The following is a 21282-nucleotide window of genomic DNA, read 5'->3' as shown; positions in this document are numbered from 1 at the left end:
CAACGCAAAAACTTGCTAAAGCAATCTGTATCCCAAACATAAACCTTTGGGACTTAGACCTAAAGGATTTTTTGTTAAAGAAACCCAAATCCGAGTACCGCGGATACACGGTTTGCCGAAACAGACGTTTGGATCCACTGAAATGCGTTTCAAAAGGGCAGCCATGATTACAGTGCCTTTTTTGGAAGGTTGAAAATCTAATTGAACTACAAAAGTATCATAGCATGTTGCGGAGCCACCGTCAAGGCGATTTTTGTTGCAGAAACATTCTAAAGAATTTTTACTTTCAATCTATCCGCTTTTATGCTATACTGCCAATCGCTTCTTGAAAGCACAGAATCGCCTCGCGCATCACAGACATACCGGTCCACTTAGAGGGTTCTGTAGAATATCAGAAACAATTGTTCTGGAACAGGCTTGTGAGATGGCGACCGGTTGTCTTGCATTCCAATTTGTCAGCTGTTAACGGAACAGTAGAATAGGAGAATGAAAGATGAGAGGTAATAAGGGAAAAGGTGCTAAATCACTAGACAGCGCGAATAAGGGTGTTGTCAAAAAGACAGCGACCAAAAAAGGACGTAAAGAGAAAAAACTCGCTAAACAAGAAAAACGAGCGAAAAAAACGTATTAGACAAATCGGGCGATAGCTCACAAACGAACAGACCCATACCTCGCAACAAGATAAGATTGAAACTCGTATCACGGTCTGCTGTTTGTGCTATCGCTCTTTTTTTTAGGGAGTTACTGCATCGTGGACTTTACACGGAACCAGAGGAAAGCACATGATCTCAATCGCCACATCAGCGTGACCGCTGGCGCCGGATCTGGGAAAACGGCTGTATTGGTTCATCGATACCTCAAGATTTTGCTTGAAAAAGATCTGCCTCCCAATCAGGTTGTCGCAATTACGTTTACAGAGAAAGCTGCAGCGGAACTGAAACAGCGCGTCGTTAACGAGGTCAATGCAAGGTTACAGGCGGAGCCTCACAACACTCGATTAGAAGAAATCAAGACGGGAATGCTCTCTGCACAGATCTCAACAATTCACGCGTTTTGTTCACGGATTCTGCGAGAGTATCCGGTTGAAGCGGGTGTTGACGCAGGCTTTAGGGTGCTTCAAGGGATACAGCAGCGGTTGATTCTCCGTGAAACCATTGATTCCACCGTCAGAGAGATTGCTAACCGTCCCGATGAGGACGAAACCCGAAAGAAATTGGTAGAATTGCTGCGAATCTTTGGTAAAACCCGGCTTGAGCGATACTTAATTGAACTAGTTAATCAGCGCGAGGTGGTGGAGCGGCTGAAGTGTGACTTATATTGCTTCACGGATTCAGAGGTGTTGGCAGCTTGGCATAACTTCGTACAATCACAACTGGTGGAGAGTTTAACAGATCTGTTCCCTCTTGGAGATTGGTTACGTTGTCTGAACAGAGTCTTAGAGATTGCTAGAGGACGGGCTGCTGCGACAGTTCGAGAATTAGTAGCGGACATTCAGCCGAATATGGAACCACAAGAGGCAGTTTCACGTCTGAGAAAAATAGCCCCCTTCATCATAACCCAAAGCGGAACAATTAGCATACGATACTTTCTTGGCTCCGGTGTCGAGACAGATACAATCGAAGCAGAGATTGATTTTCTTGTCCCCGCGGCAAAACATTTCCGATCTTTCCCGGCTTTTACCAATGACGACGAACTACTTGACGATAAATTACTCATTAGCGTAACTCGCCTGCTGCTAGATGTCTATGACGAAGTCCAACACGCCTACGCAGAACGCAAACGCCAAGCGGGACAACTCGATTTCGATGATCTTCAAATCAAGGTCAGGGACCTATTACAACGGGAGGAGACAATCCGTGAACAACTCGCCAAAAGATACCCCTATATCATGGTTGATGAGTACCAAGATACGGACCAGCTACAATACGAGATTCTTAAACCGCTGATCTCAAATTTCAAATCAGGCAATCTGTTCATCGTTGGCGATCAGAATCAGAGCATCTATAGGTTTCGTGGGGCAGACGTGCGGGTATATGATAAAACACAACAGGACCTAATCGAACATCAGTCCGCATTGACCGAAGACTTTACTTGGGAAGGAGAGATACTTGAGGCAGGCGACTTAGAGAAGCGCGGTGACCTCCGTCTTCCCGAAAATTTCCGACTGTTACGAAACTTGGTGGGCTTTGTCAATCTGACCTTTGAGGAGATCATGGGAGGACGGAATGAGTTTGAAGTCAAGTATGAGCCGCTGGTCCAAGGCAGAACCACCAACTCGCTCGGTGATGTAGAGCTGCTTATCGGTTCAAGGGAAGAGGCTGAGGGTGAATCAGACGCTCCCACTAATGAAAACGAACTGATTGTGGCACGCATCCGTCGCTTGATTGGGACAGCCGAAACGGTCTGGACGGACGAAGGTGACGGTGAAAAACCCAGGCCAATCCGATACAGTGACATTGCCATCCTCATTCGCAGCCGGACGCGTCTGCCGGAGATTGAATCTGCTTTGCTTGAAGCGGAAATTCCGTACAAAATCACAGGAGGTATTGGCTTTTATCAGCGTCAAGAAATTTACGACATCGGTAACTATCTACAATTCCTTAACGATTCCAAAAACGATGTGGCGCTCGCAGGAATCCTCCGTGCACCTTTCTTTGGTGTGTCAGATGTAGAATTGTATGAGATAGCCCAGCAATCTTCCGAAAGGTCATTCTGGGAGAAAGTCCAAGATTACGTCGCCCAAACAGATCGATCTTCAACCTTTCCAATAAGTGACGCAGTCGAGATGCTACGAAGTCATCTTGAAATCTGTCACCGTATCCCACCGAGCGAACTTATCCGAAAAATCGTCAATGATACTGGGATGGTAGGAGTACTTTCTGTTGGGCAGAGCGGGGAGCAGCGGTGGGCAAATTACGAAAAATTCTTAGGAATTGCAAGGGAGCTTGAAGGATCGGGGGTCAACGATCTCCACGATTTCTTGGAACGATTGAACCTACTGATTGAGGAGGAAGAACGCGAGGGACAAGCGACAACACAATTGACAGCGGACGCTGTCGAGATAATGACTATCCATGCGGCGAAAGGGCTTGAGTTTCCGGTCGTCATTCTTCCTAATCTGGATCGAAGGGTTACAAGGTATGACCAAGAACCGTTCATTGACGATCGACTGGGAATCGGTCTTAGCCCCGCGAATCCGGACAATAACTACACAGAAAGCGATCCGGGGGCAACACGTTTGATGAGAGAACGTGTAACTAACAAAAGAGTGGCAGAGGAGCAGCGTCTTTTTTACGTGGCAACAACCCGCGCTCGCGATCGGCTAATCCTATCGGGAACACTCACTGAAAAAAAAGAAGCGAGAGAGTGGTTGGGATGGCTTTTCGATGCCCTAGAAATTTCAGGGCTGCCATCGGAGGAAGAACTTCTATATCCAACAACGATTTCAGTTCTGTCGGGCGAGGAAGAAACGACAATCCCTTTCGATCTACCTATCCGAATCATCAAATCCCCCAATGAACTCGACTTTGCTGAAGGGAAAACCGCCACCCCACCACCATTAGCCGAGTTTCCAACCTACCATATCAAACCGTTGACCCCTTCCTCCGCCAGCAAAATCGTCTCGGTGGCGGAACTTACAACGTATACCCACTGTCCAACGCGGTTCTATCTACAGCACCGGATTCAGGTGCCGCCATCGGAACTCCAGTCCGAGGAGACAGCTGAGACAATTCGTGAAGCTAGCAATCGCTTTCTGGATTCAAGAGTTAGGGAGATAGCGTTAAACGCAGGCGAGGTTTATCGTGAACGACACATTCACGCCGAGATTGGTTCTCATATAGTCGAAGGAATTGCAGATCGGTTTTTCAAGGATTCGAGGGGACTGTGGCAGGTTATCAATTACGAAAGAGATAGCATCAATTGGGAAGCAATTGGCACCCCAGCGGATTACTACCGGTCACAAATCGAACTGTATGCCTTGCTTGTCCACCGGCTCTATCCTGAACAGCAAGTCATACCGGTAACAGTCTACGTCACAGATCTCGCCACAACATATTCGGTGGAGATGATGAGAGAAGAATTAATGGATATTGAGAGCACGTGGCTGGAACGGATTGAGGCTATACAGGAGGCTGTAAATGCCGATGCAATCGGGGTGGGAAGGTTTGAAAAGCATAGGGACCATTGTCCATCGTGCCCCTATTTTGTTGACGGGGAGTGTATGGTTGCAGATTAGTAGCAGTCAACTGCTTGCGTCCTTACCTGTCCTCCCCGCGCCGTGCTTGCTGAATTCTTTACTTACTGCACTACATCTCCTTCAATCGGTTCAACTTTCACCTTCACATTCGTGAGATGCTCAACAACCCGTTCAAGCTCGTCAGGCTCACCTCTAATCTCCAAGATAACCCACCCACGGTCAGCCGTGACGTCGGCGCGTCGAATGCTCGTGATCACATTATACTGTTGACCGATATTGTGAATGATGGGCTCAGTGATTAGATCCGGCGGGAAGGTCAAACGAAGTCTTAAAGATGCCATATCTGCCGCTCCTTTCTAAATTAACGAATCCTATTACGCATCACGCTTCGCGTGTATCGGCACCTCTACAAAATCCGTATCATCCTCATTCCAAGCGAAAGCTTTTGTGGTTTTAACCTCCCGGTCGTAGACGGAGATCACAACATAAGCTGCGCCGGGATACACAGGTTCGTCCCAAGCCGTTGCATCCGCTTTATCTTTTTCCGAAAAGTAGGCATCATGATTTGGGTGTGAATGATAGAATGCCTTGATCGGTCGATCTTTGGTTTCAGCTTCTTTATGCACGCGGATTAAGTCGTTCGGGTCTATTAGATATGCGGTGCGTGCATCGCGGGGATACGTATCCGGATCTTCGGCATGTCGTTCATTTTATTCCCGGGTCCCGTCGCTCAAAATGATGCCACAGCACTCATCGGGAAATTCGACCTTTGCGTGCGCGTAGATTTGATCTAGCGTCTCGTTTTGTAATTCTAATACTTCAGTCTCTTCCATCATCTGACGAACCGCCTGCGATTGCCGGGATGACTGAGATTTCGTCGCCATCCTTAACTGCCGTTGCATTGCCATCTAAAAATCGAATATCTTCGTCGTTGAGATAAATATTAACAAAACGGCGAATATTACCGGATTCATCACAGATGCGTTCTTTAATTCCCGGATAGTTTGCCTCAAGGTTTTCGATAAGGCTCTCAATAGTGTTTCCCTCTGCTTCAACCTCCGGCTGATTTTGCGTGAGTCTTCTGAGAGGGGTCGGAATACGTACGGTAACAGCCATTGCAAAACTCCCTTCTTTGTAAGTTTAAGTAAAACGAGACCAAACATATTCGGTCTTAATTCTGACAGATTCTATATTTACGAAGTAAAACTGATATGCTTTGTGTTTCAGGTTTTATATCGCGTAGTGAATTCCGCATTCTTTCTTATTATCTTCATTGGCTGACGGTGCGTTTTGCCACCGCCACCGTCCTGCTCTTTTTGGTTCGCCGGGCAGGATTGGCGTTGTGCAGATGACGCATCCAAGCGATTCATAGTATTGCCCGTACCTCTGTGGCTCCATCAGTGGATTCACGGGGATATCGTGTTTGTGAATGTACTCCCAAATCTGCGCTTCGGGCCAATCTGCCAAGGGATTAACTTTCAGTATAGGACGCCCGTTGTGCTCGATGATTTCCGCTTTGGGGGTGCTTTTCCGATTACTAGATTGATCACGTCGAAGCCCGGAAAACCAGATATCTAATGTGTCCAACAATCGCTGCATCGGCTGCACTTTCCTGATATTACAGCAATATTCCTGTTTCTGTTTGCTGTCGAAGAACAGGAACTCCCCATGATTTGTAACCATTCGATTCACTGCTTCCAGTTCTGGGGCGATCCTTTCAATGCGAATATTGTAATGCGCTTCGACGCGCTCAAAGAATTCATAGGTTTCGGGGAACAGACGCAGCGTGTCAATTGTACAGGCTCTAAATGGCAGCTTATTTTGGTAAGCCATGTGGAGTAGAATCATCCCGGACAATTGCCCACTAGTAACAATCGCGGCTCGTTCCTTAAAATGTTTAACGAGGTTGAATAAGATTTCCTGTGGTTCTTCGAGTAAGCGGATCTCGTAGCAAAGCTCTTCATTTATCAGATCTTGATTTGTTAACTCATTCAAGGGATACCCAATCCTTCCTGTAGACATGGAACATAATAAATGCGGAATGAGCGAATTGGTGAGTCAAGCAACTTTTGAACTTTCAAACTCATTTCCTTATTTCATTCAAAACCGGCTTCCGCACCGATTTCTGATTCAAAATACTGGGTGAGGCTAAAATAACGGTCTCCCGTATCCGGCAAAATTGTGACAACAGTTTTATCCTTGCCAAGTCCTCGTGCGACTTCTAATGCGGCATGGACGTTTGCTCCTGACGACATCCCAACGAGCAAACCCTCGGCTTGTGAAATCCGCCGCATCATCCGATAAGCCTCCCCGTCAGACACAGTAATCACCTGATCGATGACATTTACGTTCAACACCTCTGGAATTCTGCCTGCTCCAATGCCATCAATACGGGTTGGGCCCGGCTGACCGCCGGATAAAACTGGCGAGATGCTCGGCTCCACTGCAACCACCTGGGTCTTGGATTGATGGGTTTTGAGGACTTCTCCGACACCTGTTAGGGTTCCGCCCGTACCGACGCCAACGACAAAAAAGTCGATCTCGCGGTCAATGTCGTCCATAATCTCGCGTGCCGTTGTTTGTCGATGAATTTCAGGATTCACCGGATTTTCAAACTGATTGGGCATAAAGTTGTGTGGATTCCGTGAGATGATCTCCTCGGCTTCCCAGATTGCCCCACCCATCCCAGCGTCTTCAGGCGTTAGTATAATTTCTGCCCCAAAAGAGGCAAGCAGTGTATATTTTTCCCGGCTGACGTTCTCCGGCATGGTCAAAGTAACGCGGTATCCTTTTGCAATGGCAACGATCGAAAGCCCGATTCCCGTATTGCCGGCAGTCGGTTCAACAATAGTGCATCCCGGCTTGAGCAATCCTCGTTCTTCGGCGTCGGCTATCATGGCATAGCCAATTCGATCTTTGATGCTGCCGCCGGGGTTATACGATTCCAGTTTCGCTAAGATTGTTGCGTCGTCTGGACCGGGTAGGTAGTTTAGATGAACCAGTGGGGTATTGCCGATGAGGCCAATGAGGTTTTCAGCGATCTTCATGTTTCTCTTCGCTCACAGTTGAAAAAAGAACAGGGCGGAAAATTTGCCTCCATAACTTAGGGATTGATAGTATTAGCCAATTTTAGACAACCTTATAACTGTAGCACACTTTATCTTGGTGCGTCAAGTTTATTTCATCTCCTCCAATCTCAGAGATCCTTTTCGGCTGTTTTTCCTTCTTCTTTCGATTTTGCAGCGTAGGAGTCGCGGATCCAGCGCTCAAGCATAATATCTGGATTGTCCACCACCGCTTCAGTAAAGGTGAACACAGACTGCCCAGTATTTTGTTTGATAAGGTTCAGACCGTGTTGGTAACTCTGCAACAGCTCTTCACAGATCTCCTTTGGCGCTCGGCCCTGGTCAATCGCCCTTTGGCATAAGAGTTCTGTCGCTTCGTCATCAAACTGGATTTGCATCTGATGTTCGATTTGGAAACCCTCTTCGTACCGGCGAACTCGCTCACGCATTACAATTTGGCGGTTGTAGTCGGCGTCTTCCAGAATCCGTTGCAGCTCACCTACCGGATCCTCAACGACCATTTCCGTTACAACGAACTCTCGGATACTAGAGGACGGCAGCTCAAACTTATATTCGCGTAGCGTTTTTTCACAGACCGTCATTAACGCACGCGCTCCCGTTTCTTGGGCGTACGCTTGCTCAGCAATCTGATGGAGTCCTGCATCCGAAAACAGCACTTCAATCCCATACGACCCGAACGCCCTTTCATACTGACGGACGATTGACCCCTCGGAATGTTTCAGAATATGGTAGAGATCATCAGCGGAAAGGTTTTGGCATATAACATGAACAGGAAGGCGGCCGATTAATTCGGGCTCAAATCCGAACTCTATGAAATCTTGCGGTGTAACAAACTGAAAGGGATCCTCCAACTCTGTTTGGCTTTTCACCGTTGCATTAAAGCCAATATTGCTCTGATTCATCCGTTTGTTGATAATCTCCCTCAAACCGTTAAATGCCCCACTAATAATGAACAAGATGTGACGCGTATTGATGATGTGCTTTTCAATCTTGCCTTTCTGTTGAAACTCCATCATGGCTTGCATCTGAGAAGCTGCATCGTAACCAGCGCGGAGATCGACCTCTGTTTCCTCCATCAGTTTGAGGAGACCAATCTGCACCCCTCGTCCGCTGACATCACGTCCGATGATGTTCGGTGGCGTCGCAATTTTGTCCACTTCGTCGAGGTAAATAATACCGTATTGTGCAAGTTCAATATCGTCGTCTGCCTGTGTTACTAGGTCCCGGATCATGTCATCGACATTTGCACCGACGTAGCCGGTTTCACTAAACCGGGTGGCGTCCGCTTTGACGAACGGCACACCAATCAACTTGGCGATATAACGAATCAGATAGGTTTTACCGACACCTGTCGGTCCGAGCATGACGACATTCTGCTTCGAATAATCGGTATCGGCAACTTTTGGATTTTCGTGCACCTCGCGCACATGATTGTAATGATCGCAGACAGCAATCGCTAAGGCTTTCTTCGCATCATCCTGTTTGATGATATAACGGTCGAGATACTGCTTAACTTCCTTCGGTTTGAGGTCAAATTTCAGATCGAACGTCTTTTCTTCGGGGTCGGAGGTACTTGTCTCGTCAGGTGTAGCTGTATCTGGCCTCGCCTGCGACATCGTAAAGTTGACAGTACCCCCGTATTTCCGTTTAACGAAATCCTCAAACTCCTTCTGAATTTCCTCAATGGTCGGTATTTTTTTGTTGACTCCTTGGTGGGACATATTTCACCTCTGAATTTAATTTTACGATGCTCCTATGACACGAACCAACTTACCAATTTCATTGAACATTGACATAAAGAAATGGCGGCATCGTCAAAGCGACAACATCATCTTCGCCGGAAATCTCCTTCGCTACTCCCAGTGCGTCCTCTAAATTTTTTGCCCAATTTACGCCTAACCTCTTGGCAACGCGGTCATCGTTGGGGCCAACCAAAATGACTTTGGACAGGTATTTCAGCGCATAGGTCGCCCAATACCAGACGGTGAAAGGATGAAATCCGTGATACGCGAACTTGTTGCGATAGCAATCTATCAAATAAGGGTCATGGGCGTATTGCTCTTGAAATTGATTTTGCATTTCAAAAGGTTCGGTGGTCTCAGTGAGAACTTCGTCGAAGAATTTCTTGTAGGCGACGTGGTATTCTTCGTGGAAGACTTCAAAGGTTGGATTCAAGATAATCACGACACCACCCTCTTTAATCAGCGGTCTGTTATAAAACCAGTTGAAAACGTACCCCAATATGTCGCTGACAACCAAAACGGGATTAATTCGGGCACCGATAGCATACGGGCTCATATCGGGCAATCCAAAAACCAAAGTGCTGAACTGTTTCGGAACGTCGATCATCAACTGATTTTGCATCGCTTCAAGGGTTTTGGAATGAACATCATCAATGGTGCCGGCGTTAATCTCAATCGGCTCATAATCGGTTCGGATGCCTTTGAAGATTTTGTACCGTAAAGCCTCCGGCAGCAGGGATAGTGCAGGTGGTGTCAATGTTTTTAGTATTTTTTCAAAACCGTTGCATTGCGCGTTCGACTTACCCAACTGGCGAAAACCTGTGGGATAGATTTGGTTGTTCATGGCAGCTTCTATAACCATGATTTGACTATGATTCTGAATAACTCGGCTCATCCGCTCAATACAATCGTGCATGTTTGACCCCCCAGGTTGCATAACATGTGGACTCTCCACAGTCATGTGTGGGGAGTGGTGTGGGGCGATTGAGTTATACGTCCCCATTCCAACGGCGACCGACTTGTGACCACCGTTAAGGGGGATTTGGACAGTGTCAACATAGATTACTAGATCACTTTCCACAACGGCACGTTCGACCTCAACGGTTTCGTTTTTGCCCGTCTTGCCTAAATCGACGATATTATCACGATCTTCCGCATCAAAGTTTCTCAACTGATATGGATAAAACTCGTTCATAAGTTTGCGACCTAACATGTATGCCAACTCGTGCGTCTTCATTTTACGATGAAGTCCACCGGCACAAATTAGCTGTATATTGTTCTTCGCAACTCCGTAGGAGTAGAGCATAGGCAGCAATGTTTCGAGCATAATCTGGCGCATATCAGGTTTTTTTGTCATTGGAAAGGGCTGACAGTTATTATCGAAAGCGATCAGAATCTTACTGTTTCCGTTGACCTGTTCCTTCAGGGGAGGCATTCCCAGCGGATTTTCCACAGCCTTTTTGAGCTGCTCTGGAATTTCGGCGCGTCCCACCCCCGGTTTTGCCGGTTGTGGATAGTAGATTTCCGAGTTATCAGGCAATTTTGCGTTAATCAGATGATTGCCAGAGTAGGTCAAATATTTCATGGACAGTTTTCCTTTGTGTATTGTGACTATTTAATTTTTAATGGCGGTATATTTTAATCAGTTTGGGGTTGACTTTAATAAAATTATATCGTATTATATCGTATACAATAGAATTATATTCGTTATACGACGTAATTATGAAAATCTGAAAGAGACACGAAAGAAATGTCCAAGTACGCTGAAAATGTGATGCTGATCATGCGCGTGATGCGACATGCACAAGCTGCGGTGAAGTCGCGCTTTGTACAGCAGGTTGTACCGAAAAAACTCACGATCGTGCAATTTAACGCTTTACTGCACCTCCATTGGTATGGAGGTGAATCAGGTATGACCATCAGCGAACTCGGAGAACATCTCGGACTCGCTCACAGCACTGTCTCTGGTCTTGTAGACCGCCTAGAGCGCGATGGGTGGACTATTCGTCGTAAATGCGATACGGATCGTCGGCAGAATCGTATACAGTTGACAGAAAAATCACAGCAGCTTTTTCAGGACAGGTCAGAGAGCGCGACTGATTTCTGGCATCAGACAATTGGACAGTTGACTTCTGAAGAACAGGAGGAACTGATCCAAAGTTTGACGCGCTTGAAGCAGGTAATGGACAAACCGGTTTGGCCAAGCTATGACCAACTTCACCCTCGCGATCCGGGGCATGTGAAAAAACGTCTAGAAGCTGAATTGGACGAATTAGCACATGCAAAGTTGACTTCAATTGGTACACGGTTTATCTTGGCACAGATGGCGGAACAGCAAAATCAACATGAACTCGCGGCCTACCTAAAGCAGGTGGCGTCGGAAGAGATTCGCCACGCCAATCGAATCTTTGAACTGCTTGGACATGAACAAAGCCTCAAAGCAGCACTGTCTGATCTGGTTCGCCAAGATCGGGTCGTACTTGAAGAAATACTAGACCTCGTGGATACTGCACAAACTGCGAATCACAAAGAAAGTTTAGAACTGTTGCAGGGAATAGTCAAAGACAATAAGAGATATAAGCGTTGGTTTTCCAATATGTTCAAACAGATAGATTAATCCGGTATTATACTATCTCTTCAGTCTATTGGTTGTCAAAACTTAGTCATCAATCAACTATTCAGGATTGATGACTAAATATGCCGAATTTGTCACAATCCCCGAAGGGAAACGTGTCGACCACGGCATTTTTGGTGAAAGGCAAAATGCAAGAAGATTACGAAAAAATATTACCACGATGTGTACAGGTATTTCCTGATGACGCCAAGTTGATTGAGCAGTTTCAGCAGGGAGATGAATCGGTTTTCGATAAATTGGTGGTACGCTATCATGACCGTACCTACCGACTCGCGCAACGTTTTGTCCCGAATTCCGAAGATGCCCTTGATATTACTCAGGATGCTTTTATCAGAGCCTATCAGGGACTCTCAGATTTCAAGAGAAAATCTCAGTTTTATAGCTGGCTTTATCGCATTACGGTCAACCTTTGCATCGATTTCTTGCGTAAGAACGCGCGCCGCGAAACGGTGAATTATGCGTTGGAATCTGATGATCTCCCGATGATGAATATCGCGGACCCTAATCTGAGACCTCCAACGCAAGCAGTTGAGGACAAAGAGCTATTGGTCTATCTCCGACGGGCAATAGGGCAACTGGCTCCCAAACAGCGTGAGATTTTCATCCTTCGCCACTGGGAGGGCCTTTCGCTCAAAGAGATTGCCAGTACGTTGGGACGTTCAAGCGGCACGGTGAAGGCGCATCTCTTCCATGCACACCGTAACCTGAGAAAGCTGCTTCGTCACTATCTTCAGGCGTAATTCATGCGATGGTGGCTGAAATACCAAAATTGAGTGGTAAGAGTCGCTTGTCACCCGCCATTTGTCAAACGTTAGCTGTTCTCTGACTTAATCCATGTCCTGCATCAGGTTCAAGCACTTCTCTGTCCCGCCCGATTGCCTTACCTGTATCAGCCTCCTCTTTATGCTATCCTGCCTCTGGAGCGATAAACCTCACTCCGTCAGAATTCCTACTCCGTCTTAACGGCTTCTAAGCACCCTTGACATATTCCCAATATAATCAAACAGGATCCCGCAAACACCCTCACTACGCCGATTTATCGGGTGCTGATCGATCAGTTTGAGGACTGCTCAATATATATTGGATTGGGACTTTGCAGAACTGATGCAAGCATATCAAAAAGGAGACCATATGTCAACATGAAAAATCTATTTTAGCCATTAAACCTCTCACACAATTTTTCAGTTGACCGCATTTTTGGAGTGATGTATCATATCCGACGTACTTAATGTTGTAGACTAACAGGAGGCGCCACAGATGGCAAAAGCTGACATTGGGCTCATTGGATTAGCCGTGATGGGCGAAAATTTGACGCTTAATATTGAGAGTCAGGGGTTTCAGATCTCGGTATTCAACCGCACGGTCTCAAAGGTGGATAATTTCATCGCAGGAGGGGCAAAAAATAAGAATATTATTGGCACACGCTCAATCGAAGAGTTTATTGATTCGTTGAGCACACCGAGGAAAATGATCCTAATGGTGCAGGCTGGTGCTGCGGTTGACGCATGTATCACCGAATTGACACCACATCTCTCAGAAGGCGATCTGATCATTGATGGCGGAAACTCAAATTTCCAAGACACCATCCGCCGTAACAAAGACCTGGCAGCGAAGGGGATACAGTTTATGGGAACCGGCATATCGGGCGGTGAGGAAGGCGCTCGATATGGACCTGCGATGATGCCCGGCGGTACGCCTGAATCCTATGCACTTGTCGAACCCATCTTCACAAAGATTGCAGCCCAAGTCGATGGCACCCCATGTGTGTCTCACATCGGTCCCGATGGCGCCGGACACTACGTCAAAATGGTGCATAACGGCATTGAATACGGAGACATGCAAATCATCTGTGAGGCGTATGCCCTGATGAAAGACGCCCTCGGTATGAGTGCTGAGGAAATGCACCAGGTCTTCAAAGAATGGAACGAAGGTGAGCTAGATTCCTACCTGATTGAGATTACAGCTGATATCTTTTCACAGACAGATAAATCGGGGGCGCCCCTCGTAGAAGTTATCCTCGATGCTGCGGGGCAAAAAGGCACGGGCAAATGGACAAGCATCTCTGCCCTAGATACCGGCATCGCCGCTCCCACTATCGCTGAAGCGGTCTTCGCGCGATGTATCTCGGCGGTGAAGGAGGAACGGGTCACAGCCTCGAAAATTATCTGTGGTCCCAGCGGCAAATATGAAGGTGACAAGTCAGAGTTGCTAGAGGCCATCCATGATGCCATGTATGCTTCCAAGATTTGCTCCTACGCCCAAGGATTTGCGCTGATGCGCGAAGCGAGCAGCGAGTATAATTGGGATCTTGATCTGGGGACAATCGCTCTCGGCTGGCGTGGTGGGTGCATTATTCGCGCCCGTTTCCTGCATCGAATCACTGATGCTTACGAGAACGATCCCAACTTGCCAAATTTATTACTTGATCCCTATTTCCTTGAGGTTATTGAAAGAACTCAGGACAACTGGCGGCATGTGGTTGCAACTGCTATGCAACTCGGCATTCCGATACCGGCGTGTAGCTCGGCGTTGGCTTACTTCGATAGCTACCGCAGCGCTCGTGTGTCTGCCAACCTCATCCAAGCACAACGCGATTACTTTGGTGCACACACCTACAACCGGATTGATGCTGACGGTAAGACAGTTGTCGGAACAGATGGGCAGCCAACAGTTTTCCACACAGAGTGGATGGTAGAAGGCAGGCCAGAAGTCGTTGTTGATTAAAATGCGATTCACGGATTGATAAGTGCAGCGAAGCGAGAAATCTTATGTACGTTTGAACTTATGTCTACCTGATAGTCCGAATAGAAAGGAGAGAATCGAATGGATCAAGGTGCAGCAGCAGCGTTGAGAAACTTCCAACCGAAACATGACTATTTTGTCGGGATTGATTCGGACGGTTGTGCGTTCAATTCGATGGAAGTCAAGCACAACGACTGCTTCAGCGTCAACCTGATTAAGTACTTTGGTCTTCCCGCCGTTTCGCGGCAAGTCCATCAAGCGTGGGATTTTGTGAATCTTTATTCCACAACGCGCGGCTGCAATCGTTTCAAAGCGATCCTCCTTGTCTGTGACCTTCTTCGAGAGATGCCGAAAGTTCAAAAGGCTGGTGTTGCGATTCCAGATTTCCCGTATCTTCGGGAATGGTCAGACACGGAAACCAAACTCGGTAATCCCACACTCGAAGCAGTGATTGAAAACACAACGGGAGCGCAGCGAGAGGAGTTGAGCCAAGTGCTTGAGTGGAGCCTTGCAGTCAATGAGTCTATCGCTGAGATTGTCCACAACTTGCCGCCTTTCCCCGGCGTTCGTGAGACGCTGCAAAGTCTACAGGGACGTGCCGATGCGATTGTCGTGTCAGCAACCCCCAACGAAGCACTCAAACGGGAATGGGCTGAACACAATATCGACCAATATGTTGCGGTAATCGCAGGACAAGAGATGGGATCAAAAACGGAGTATCCATCGGATCACATCCTGATGATTGGCGACGCCCCCGGCGATCTGAAAGCCGCTCGGGACGTTGGTGCGCTGTTTTTTCCGGTCAATCCTGGATACGAAGAAGAATCGTGGGAACGCCTTGTGGATGTAGGAATGGATAAATTCTTCAACAACGAGTATGCCGGAGCGTATGAAATCGAGCTAATTGAGGAGTTTGAGGCATTATTGCCCGAATCACCATCGTGGAAGTGAAGTAGCAGGGCAGAAAAGGGAAATTTCTTTTTTCTTTGTTTTTCTATTTCTTAATTTTTTTAATGGAGGCGGTATATGAAAATTTTGGTACAAAGACCAAATTCGGATGAAGAATTGAATCAAATCATCCGGGATGCTGCGGGTGATGAAAACAGTGTCGTATTTGCAAACTCGCAAGAAGAGTACGTCAGGGAAGCTGCGGACGCAGAAATCCTTTTTGGCGGCTGTAACGAGGAACTGTTCAAACAGATGTCAAACCTGAAGTGGATTCAGTCCTCTAGCGCAGGGATGGATAGTACGTTGCATCCTGCCCTCATAAATAGCGATGTTATCTTGACAAATGCAGCGGGGTTGTATGGCTCTCACGTCGCCGATCAAGGTTTTGCGCTGCTGCTTGCTCTTGCAAGAGGCATCGACCAATTCACCCGCAATCAAGATCAGCGTAAATGGGGCGGTGGAAGACCTATGATCGAGATTGGTGGCTTCACAATTGGTATCGTTGGTATGGGCGGCATTGGTCAACACATGGCAAGACGCGCCAAAGGATTTGAGATGCACGTCATCTCTGTCGATGCCTACCGCACGGATAAGCCTGATGTCGTTGACGAATTGATGCCGATCGATCAGCTTCCTGATCTCATGAGTCGCGCAGATGTGGTGATGATCGCTTGTCCACTCACAGATGAGACGCAGGGGCTGATTAACGCCGAAAATCTCGCACTGATGAAGCCGAGTGCCTATTTCATCAATGTTGCCCGTGGTCCAATTGTTGACGAACCTGCCCTCATTGAAATTCTCAAACAGAGGAAGATTGCTGCCGCAGGGTTGGATGTCACCGAGATTGAACCGCTTCCGGAGGATAGCCCTTTGTGGGATATGGACAACGTGATCCTCACGCCGCACGCCGCTGGAGGATCACAGCACCGCCCACGCCGTACTATCGAGTTTTTCTGCGACAATATCAGGCGGTATAAGGCGGGTGAACCACTAAAGAATGTGGTTAGGAAAACACTCGGATTTTAGGAAGGATCAAGGGACTGAATCATCCGTCCCTTTTTTGTTGACACAAAAATGCTATTTTTTTATTGGGTTCGACTAGGAGGAATATGATTCATGGCCCAGGCGAAAAATGAATATGATGATATCGCTGAAGCCTACAGGGATTCCAAACAGCTGTCATTTCGGAAGTATCTTGAAGAATATTCTCTTTTTAAGATGTTGGGGGATGTTCAAGGGAAGAGGATTCTAGATCTGGCTTGTGGTGAGGGTTTTTACACCCGGAAGATTAAGCAGGCGGGTGCTGCTGAAGTCACAGGCGTCGATATTTCCGCTGAAATGATTCGATTGGCGGAAGAGGCGGAGAGGAATCTGCCTTTAGGCTGCAAATACTTCAATCGAAATGTGGCAGAACTTGAGATAGTTGAATCGGTTGATGTCGTTGTAGCCATGTACCTTTTGAATTACGCCAAAACTAGAGAAGAACCCCTTCGTTTTTGCCAAGTTAGCTATAATGTACTGCGCTCGGGAGGACGGTTTGTTGGGGTCAATGACAACGTTCGGAACCCGCCTAAAGGCACTGTCTCTTTTGCCAAATATGGATTCGAAAAGGAGGGCACTAGTCCTCCCGCGGAGGGAGATATAATCTTATATAAACTTGTCAATGAAGGCGGGCAGCAGTTTGAGTTCAAAAATTTTTACCTCGCGCCAGAGACCTATCAGTGGGCTTTTCAAACTGCCAGATTTCCTGATTTTGAATGGGTCGATCTCGATTTAGCGCCCGCTCAACAGGGCAACTCATTCTGGGCTGAGTTCCTGTCCAACCCTCCCCTAATCGGTCTTATGGCATCTAAACGCTAAATCGTCCCTCATAGTGAAGGACAAACCCCAATCGTCAGGGTTTCTACGGATGAATCTTTGATAGGAAGTGAAAAAAGTTTGAACCATGAAGGACGGTCCGGTGTGATATAGCTTGATATTGGCAAACCGTAGGAAAAGGAGTTGGGTGCCGTGGCATTGACATCAGCGCAATGTGAATTTTTCAAACTGTTCGGGTATCTCTATCTTCCCAACCTACTCACAGAAGATATTGAGTGGATGACGGAAGAACATCGTGCAATCTTTGAACTGAAGGGCATGGTGCATGATGGGACAAAGCGCTCTCAGATCGTTCCCTTCATCGACCAAAGTGAGCGTCTCTGTACTCTTCTGGACCATCCGAAAGTGCTTGAGGTGATTGGGTCGCTGTTAGGCGAGGATTTCAATTACGTGGGTGGAGATGGGAATTACTATAGCGGGGATACCGGCTGGCATTCCGATGGCGCACACAGGGTTGGGCTTTACGCCAAATTTCATCTCTACCTTGATCCACTCACACGCGATACGGGATGTATCCGTGTGATACCGGGCAGCCACCTATTTGGGGAGTGGCGCAAGCGTATTGAGCAGGTGCGTGGTTCAAATGAAGCGTTGGGAATTGATGGGAGCGATGTGCCGTGCATCGCCGTTGAAACCGAACCGGGTGATGTTGTGGTTTTTAACCACAATATTTACCACGCCTCCTTCGGCGGAGGGTGCAGTCGTCGCCACTTTGACCTCAATGTGGCGAGTAGAGCAAAAACAGACGCGGAGATTGCTGAACTTGATAACTACCTCCAGCGGGATGGCAAGCCACGGTATTATCCAAGGTCTCAGAGTGTTCACTCAGAGCTAATGCGCCAGAGCGCTTCGCCTGAACGAATGTATCATCTGGAACAGGTCATCGGACGCGAAACATATCTCTCGAAAATGTAATAGGCTTGGCGGCAGAAATATTGAAACTATTGGGACTTACACAGCCAACCACAGGCGGGGTATCCCTGGTCATGTCTGGTCTTGGTACGGACGGATCCTCTTGGACTTGTCCTGTGCTACTTATGGTGAAATGCGTAAGTCTTGACTATTTATAGTGGACCTTAGAATTAATGAGACACTTTGTCAGGGGGACTTCAGAAACTTCGAGCGGCTCGGAGTTATTGGTAAATGTCCTCTTATTTCTCGTGTTTACTATAATATGAAGGAGACAATAGTGCAATTCACTTCAGTTTTGATAATACTCATATACGTCAGTTTTACTCTATGTTTGTTAGGTTGCGGTGAGGGCGATGAGGTTCAAGATGAAATAGCAGCAATAATCCCAGTCAACTTCTCAAACGTGAAAGAAGCAGGGGAATACGTGGTACGAATTACAATTACCGGACCCAATGTGGCAACAATCACATCCGAGCGAAATCTTTCTATCAAGCCCACAAGTCAGCTAGTTGAGGAAATTGCTCTCAGTGAAGTCCATTTTGGACCTAATCAGTTAGTAACAGTCGAAGTGTTAAAAGGTGGAACAGTTTTGTACGAAGGAAAAGCTGAGGTTGGCTTCATTCGTAACTCCTCAAACAGAACCCTAGAGATCGCCGTAAATCCACCCGGACATGAACTCATTGCACTATTTGAAGTTGTCGCTGCAGATGCGGGCGATCTTTTCGGCGGGCAGATCACCGTTGATGCCAGTCAATCCAGCGACACACATTACGGGATTTCCGAAGTACAATGGGATTGGGGCGACGGGCAGCATACAAAATTTAGCGAGGAAATCGCGGCATCACACACCTACGAGCGAGTTGGAGAGTATACTATTACCCTAACGGTACGCAATGGTGCCCCGAGCCCCACCACAATGGAAAAAGAAAAAGTGATAAGTGTCACTGCTGAACCAGAGATTGTGTCCGAAAGCGATGGCACAACAATGCTGCTGATTCCCACCGGCACGTTTGAGATGGGTGATTCCTTTGGAGAAGGCTTACCTCACGAGCAACCGGTTCACACGGTTACTGTTAATGCTTTCTACATGGATGTGACTGAAGTAACTAATGCTGTATACCAACAGTTCCTCGACGCTACAGGATACAAGGCACCGGATCATTGGGATGATCCCGCCTTCAATGCGCCAGACCAACCTGTTGTCGGTGTGGCGTGGCTTGATGCTGCCGCCTATGCCCAATGGGCCGGTAAACGGCTCCCAACCGAAGCGGAGTGGGAATATGCTGCTCGCGGTGGACAAGCTGGTATCCGCTATCCTTGGGGAGATGACATCACTCATGAAGATGCCAACTATAAAGGCAAAGGTGGTAAAGATATATGGGACGGACCTGCCCCTGTTGGCAGCTTTGCCAAAAATGGCTACGGCTTGTATGATATGGGCGGTAATGTGTGGGAATGGTGCACCGACGAATACGATGCTAAATTCTATGCCGTAAGTCAAGAAAACAATCCAATTGCTGGTAAATTGATTACGTTCATGAATGACGATTTTGCAAATGTCAATACCCGCCGCGTAACGCGTGGAGGCTCATGGAGTAGTGCAGATAACAAACTACGAATAGCGAGTCGCAACTTCTTTGATCCGCTGGCCACAAGCCAAACCACGGGTTTTCGCTGTGCGAAGACACCGGGACCGTAATTCTTGGGCTATTATTGCCCCCGGATACGTTCTCCGAGTAGGCAATTTGAGTTGTTTGAATTATGTAGAACATATTATTATGAATCAATACAATCGTAGCACAGTGTCCCGAATAATTCATATTCTAGAAGTCAACAATAATAGCACGGCATGTTTTCACGATGCCTATCTTCACATGAGTACCTCAGGACTTACGCAGTCAACTGTAGGTAGGGCATCCGCGGTCACAGGCTTGCTCTCGATTCATCGCAGATCCTCCTGGACTTGCCCCCCGCCACTTATGCTGAAATGCGTAAATCCCGTGCCTTAAATTATCCAAGGAGAAATCTATGGGAAATCGCTTAAAAGATAAAGTGGCAATTGTGACCGGCGCGGGATCAGTCGGACCGGGCTGGGGTAACGGCAAGGCGACCGCTGTTCTCTTTGCACGCGAGGGGGCGAAAGTCTTCGCTATCGACATTAACCTCGCCGCCGCTGAAGAGACAAAGGGAATCATCAACCAAGAGGGAGGCGATTGTACCGCCCATCAGACAGATGTTTCCAAATCTGAGGCGGTTGAGGAAATGGTAGAACGTTGTCTTGAAACCTACGGTCGCATTAACATTCTTCACAATAATGTCGGTATTCTTGAACTCGGCGGTCCGGTTGAGGCAAGCGAAGAAAGCTGGGATTTCGTCAACAACGTCAATCTCAAGAGCATCTTTTTGACCTGCAAATATGTACTTCCCCAGATGGAACGGCAGAGAGGCGGTGCCATCGTGAACATCTCCTCTATCGCTGGAATCCGCTGGCTGGGAGTACCCTACATCTCGTACAGCACGACCAAAGGGGCAATCAGGCAGTTCACCCAGAGTATCGCCCTCCAGTACGCGAAAAAGAACATCCGAGCCAACAGTATTCTGCCCGGTTTCATGAACACACCAATGGTCATTCAGTCGCTTGTCGATAGCTATGGGGACGGAGATGTAGAGAAACTGATCGAGGTTCGGAATGCCCTCTGTCCCACCGGAAAAATGGGCGACGCCTGGGATGTGGCGCACGCTGCACTGTTCCTCGCTTCGGATGAAGCGAAATATATCACCGGGACAGAACTCGTGGTCGATGGTGGGGCGAGTTGTAAATGCGTCTAAGGAGGCAAGTGACATGGCGAAGTATCGGGCTGGAGTCATCGGGCTAGGTTGGATGGGAATGCTCTCCGATCTCGCCGGGCGGATTTGGGATCCGTATAACGTCGACGATGTAGATCGTCCCACGCCTGAACTCGATATCCACCGTAGATTTCACCTCCACGAGTATCACAGGACAGGAAATGTGCCTCATAGCTGGGCAGAAGTGATGTCGGACCGACCGGAGATTGATTTAGTCGCCGGCGCAGATCGCGATCGGAAACGGTTGAAAGCATTTGGCGAACGCTACGGTGAGGTAGCACTTTACACCGACGC

Annotated in this window: 19 protein-coding genes and 1 pseudogene; 12 read left to right on the top strand and 8 right to left on the bottom strand. The window is 47.6% G+C overall.

Annotated elements, in window-relative coordinates; genetic code table 11:
- Nucleotides 1-15 precede the first annotated feature (15 nt).
- A complete protein-coding gene (locus J4G02_15890; GenBank protein MCE2396045.1) occupies nucleotides 16-165 on the bottom strand; it encodes a DUF433 domain-containing protein in 150 nt (49 codons plus the stop codon).
- 328 nt (nucleotides 166-493) lie between these two features.
- On the opposite strand from J4G02_15890, the gene J4G02_15885 reads away from it, so the two are divergent.
- Nucleotides 494-631: a hypothetical protein gene (locus J4G02_15885; GenBank protein ID MCE2396044.1), complete on the top strand. Its 138-nt coding sequence runs from the start codon at nucleotides 494-496 to the stop codon at nucleotides 629-631.
- Nucleotides 632-751: 120 nt separating this feature from the next.
- A complete protein-coding gene (locus tag J4G02_15880) occupies nucleotides 752-4237 on the top strand; it encodes a UvrD-helicase domain-containing protein (protein ID MCE2396043.1) in 3486 nt (1161 codons plus the stop codon).
- A gap of 62 nt (nucleotides 4238-4299) precedes the next feature.
- On the opposite strand, the gene J4G02_15875 is transcribed toward J4G02_15880, so the two are convergent.
- The 7 genes and pseudogenes from J4G02_15875 to J4G02_15845 form a co-directional block, all read right to left on the bottom strand.
- Entirely contained in the window at nucleotides 4300-4539 is a 240-nt protein-coding gene (locus tag J4G02_15875; protein ID MCE2396042.1) for an NIL domain-containing protein, read from the bottom strand.
- Between the two features lie 33 nt (nucleotides 4540-4572).
- Nucleotides 4573-5031: pseudogene (locus tag J4G02_15870) on the bottom strand (M67 family metallopeptidase).
- Nucleotides 5018-5314 (bottom strand): MoaD/ThiS family protein, encoded by a 297-nt coding sequence (locus J4G02_15865; GenBank protein ID MCE2396041.1) that lies wholly within the window; start codon nucleotides 5312-5314, stop codon nucleotides 5018-5020. The pseudogene J4G02_15870 and the gene J4G02_15865 overlap by 14 nt, the downstream one beginning before the upstream one ends.
- Before the next feature lie 114 nt (nucleotides 5315-5428).
- Nucleotides 5429-6193 carry a phosphoadenylyl-sulfate reductase gene (locus tag J4G02_15860; GenBank protein ID MCE2396040.1) on the bottom strand — a complete coding sequence of 255 codons (765 nt, stop codon included), beginning with the start codon at nucleotides 6191-6193 and terminating at the stop codon, nucleotides 5429-5431.
- A 101-nt stretch (nucleotides 6194-6294) separates the two neighbouring features.
- A complete protein-coding gene (gene cysK / locus J4G02_15855; protein MCE2396039.1) occupies nucleotides 6295-7245 on the bottom strand; it encodes a cysteine synthase A in 951 nt (316 codons plus the stop codon).
- 149 nt (nucleotides 7246-7394) lie between these two features.
- Nucleotides 7395-9005, bottom strand: coding sequence for an AAA family ATPase (locus tag J4G02_15850; protein ID MCE2396038.1), 1611 nt, complete (start codon nucleotides 9003-9005; stop codon nucleotides 7395-7397).
- Nucleotides 9006-9063: 58 nt separating this feature from the next.
- Entirely contained in the window at nucleotides 9064-10611 is a 1548-nt protein-coding gene (locus tag J4G02_15845; GenBank protein MCE2396037.1) for a DUF2088 domain-containing protein, read from the bottom strand.
- A 165-nt stretch (nucleotides 10612-10776) separates the two neighbouring features.
- On the opposite strand from J4G02_15845, the gene J4G02_15840 reads away from it, so the two are divergent.
- The 10 genes from J4G02_15840 to J4G02_15795 form a co-directional block, all read left to right on the top strand.
- Entirely contained in the window at nucleotides 10777-11643 is an 867-nt protein-coding gene (locus J4G02_15840) for a MarR family transcriptional regulator (protein ID MCE2396036.1), read from the top strand.
- A gap of 146 nt (nucleotides 11644-11789) precedes the next feature.
- Nucleotides 11790-12401 (top strand): RNA polymerase sigma factor, encoded by a 612-nt coding sequence (locus J4G02_15835; protein MCE2396035.1) that lies wholly within the window; start codon nucleotides 11790-11792, stop codon nucleotides 12399-12401.
- Nucleotides 12402-12918: 517 nt separating this feature from the next.
- Nucleotides 12919-14385 (top strand): decarboxylating NADP(+)-dependent phosphogluconate dehydrogenase, encoded by a 1467-nt coding sequence (gene gnd / locus J4G02_15830; protein MCE2396034.1) that lies wholly within the window; start codon nucleotides 12919-12921, stop codon nucleotides 14383-14385.
- 99 nt (nucleotides 14386-14484) lie between these two features.
- Nucleotides 14485-15354 (top strand): HAD hydrolase-like protein, encoded by an 870-nt coding sequence (locus J4G02_15825; protein ID MCE2396033.1) that lies wholly within the window; start codon nucleotides 14485-14487, stop codon nucleotides 15352-15354.
- 75 nt (nucleotides 15355-15429) lie between these two features.
- On the top strand, nucleotides 15430-16377 hold the full coding sequence (locus J4G02_15820; protein ID MCE2396032.1) for a D-2-hydroxyacid dehydrogenase: 948 nt from the start codon (nucleotides 15430-15432) through the stop codon (nucleotides 16375-16377).
- Nucleotides 16378-16467: 90 nt separating this feature from the next.
- Entirely contained in the window at nucleotides 16468-17211 is a 744-nt protein-coding gene (locus J4G02_15815; GenBank protein MCE2396031.1) for a class I SAM-dependent methyltransferase, read from the top strand.
- A gap of 150 nt (nucleotides 17212-17361) precedes the next feature.
- A complete protein-coding gene (locus tag J4G02_15810) occupies nucleotides 17362-18144 on the top strand; it encodes a phytanoyl-CoA dioxygenase family protein (protein ID MCE2396030.1) in 783 nt (260 codons plus the stop codon).
- Nucleotides 18145-18418: 274 nt separating this feature from the next.
- On the top strand, nucleotides 18419-19840 hold the full coding sequence (locus J4G02_15805) for an SUMF1/EgtB/PvdO family nonheme iron enzyme (protein MCE2396029.1): 1422 nt from the start codon (nucleotides 18419-18421) through the stop codon (nucleotides 19838-19840).
- Between the two features lie 329 nt (nucleotides 19841-20169).
- On the top strand, nucleotides 20170-20970 hold the full coding sequence (locus J4G02_15800; GenBank protein ID MCE2396028.1) for an SDR family oxidoreductase: 801 nt from the start codon (nucleotides 20170-20172) through the stop codon (nucleotides 20968-20970).
- A gap of 13 nt (nucleotides 20971-20983) precedes the next feature.
- On the top strand, nucleotides 20984-21282 hold a 299-nt coding region (locus J4G02_15795; protein ID MCE2396027.1), incomplete at its 3' end, for a hypothetical protein.

Source organism: Candidatus Poribacteria bacterium (genome assembly GCA_021295755.1).
GTDB lineage: Bacteria > Poribacteria > WGA-4E > WGA-4E > PCPOR2b > PCPOR2b.
This window is presented reverse-complemented; position numbering and strand designations above follow the sequence as displayed.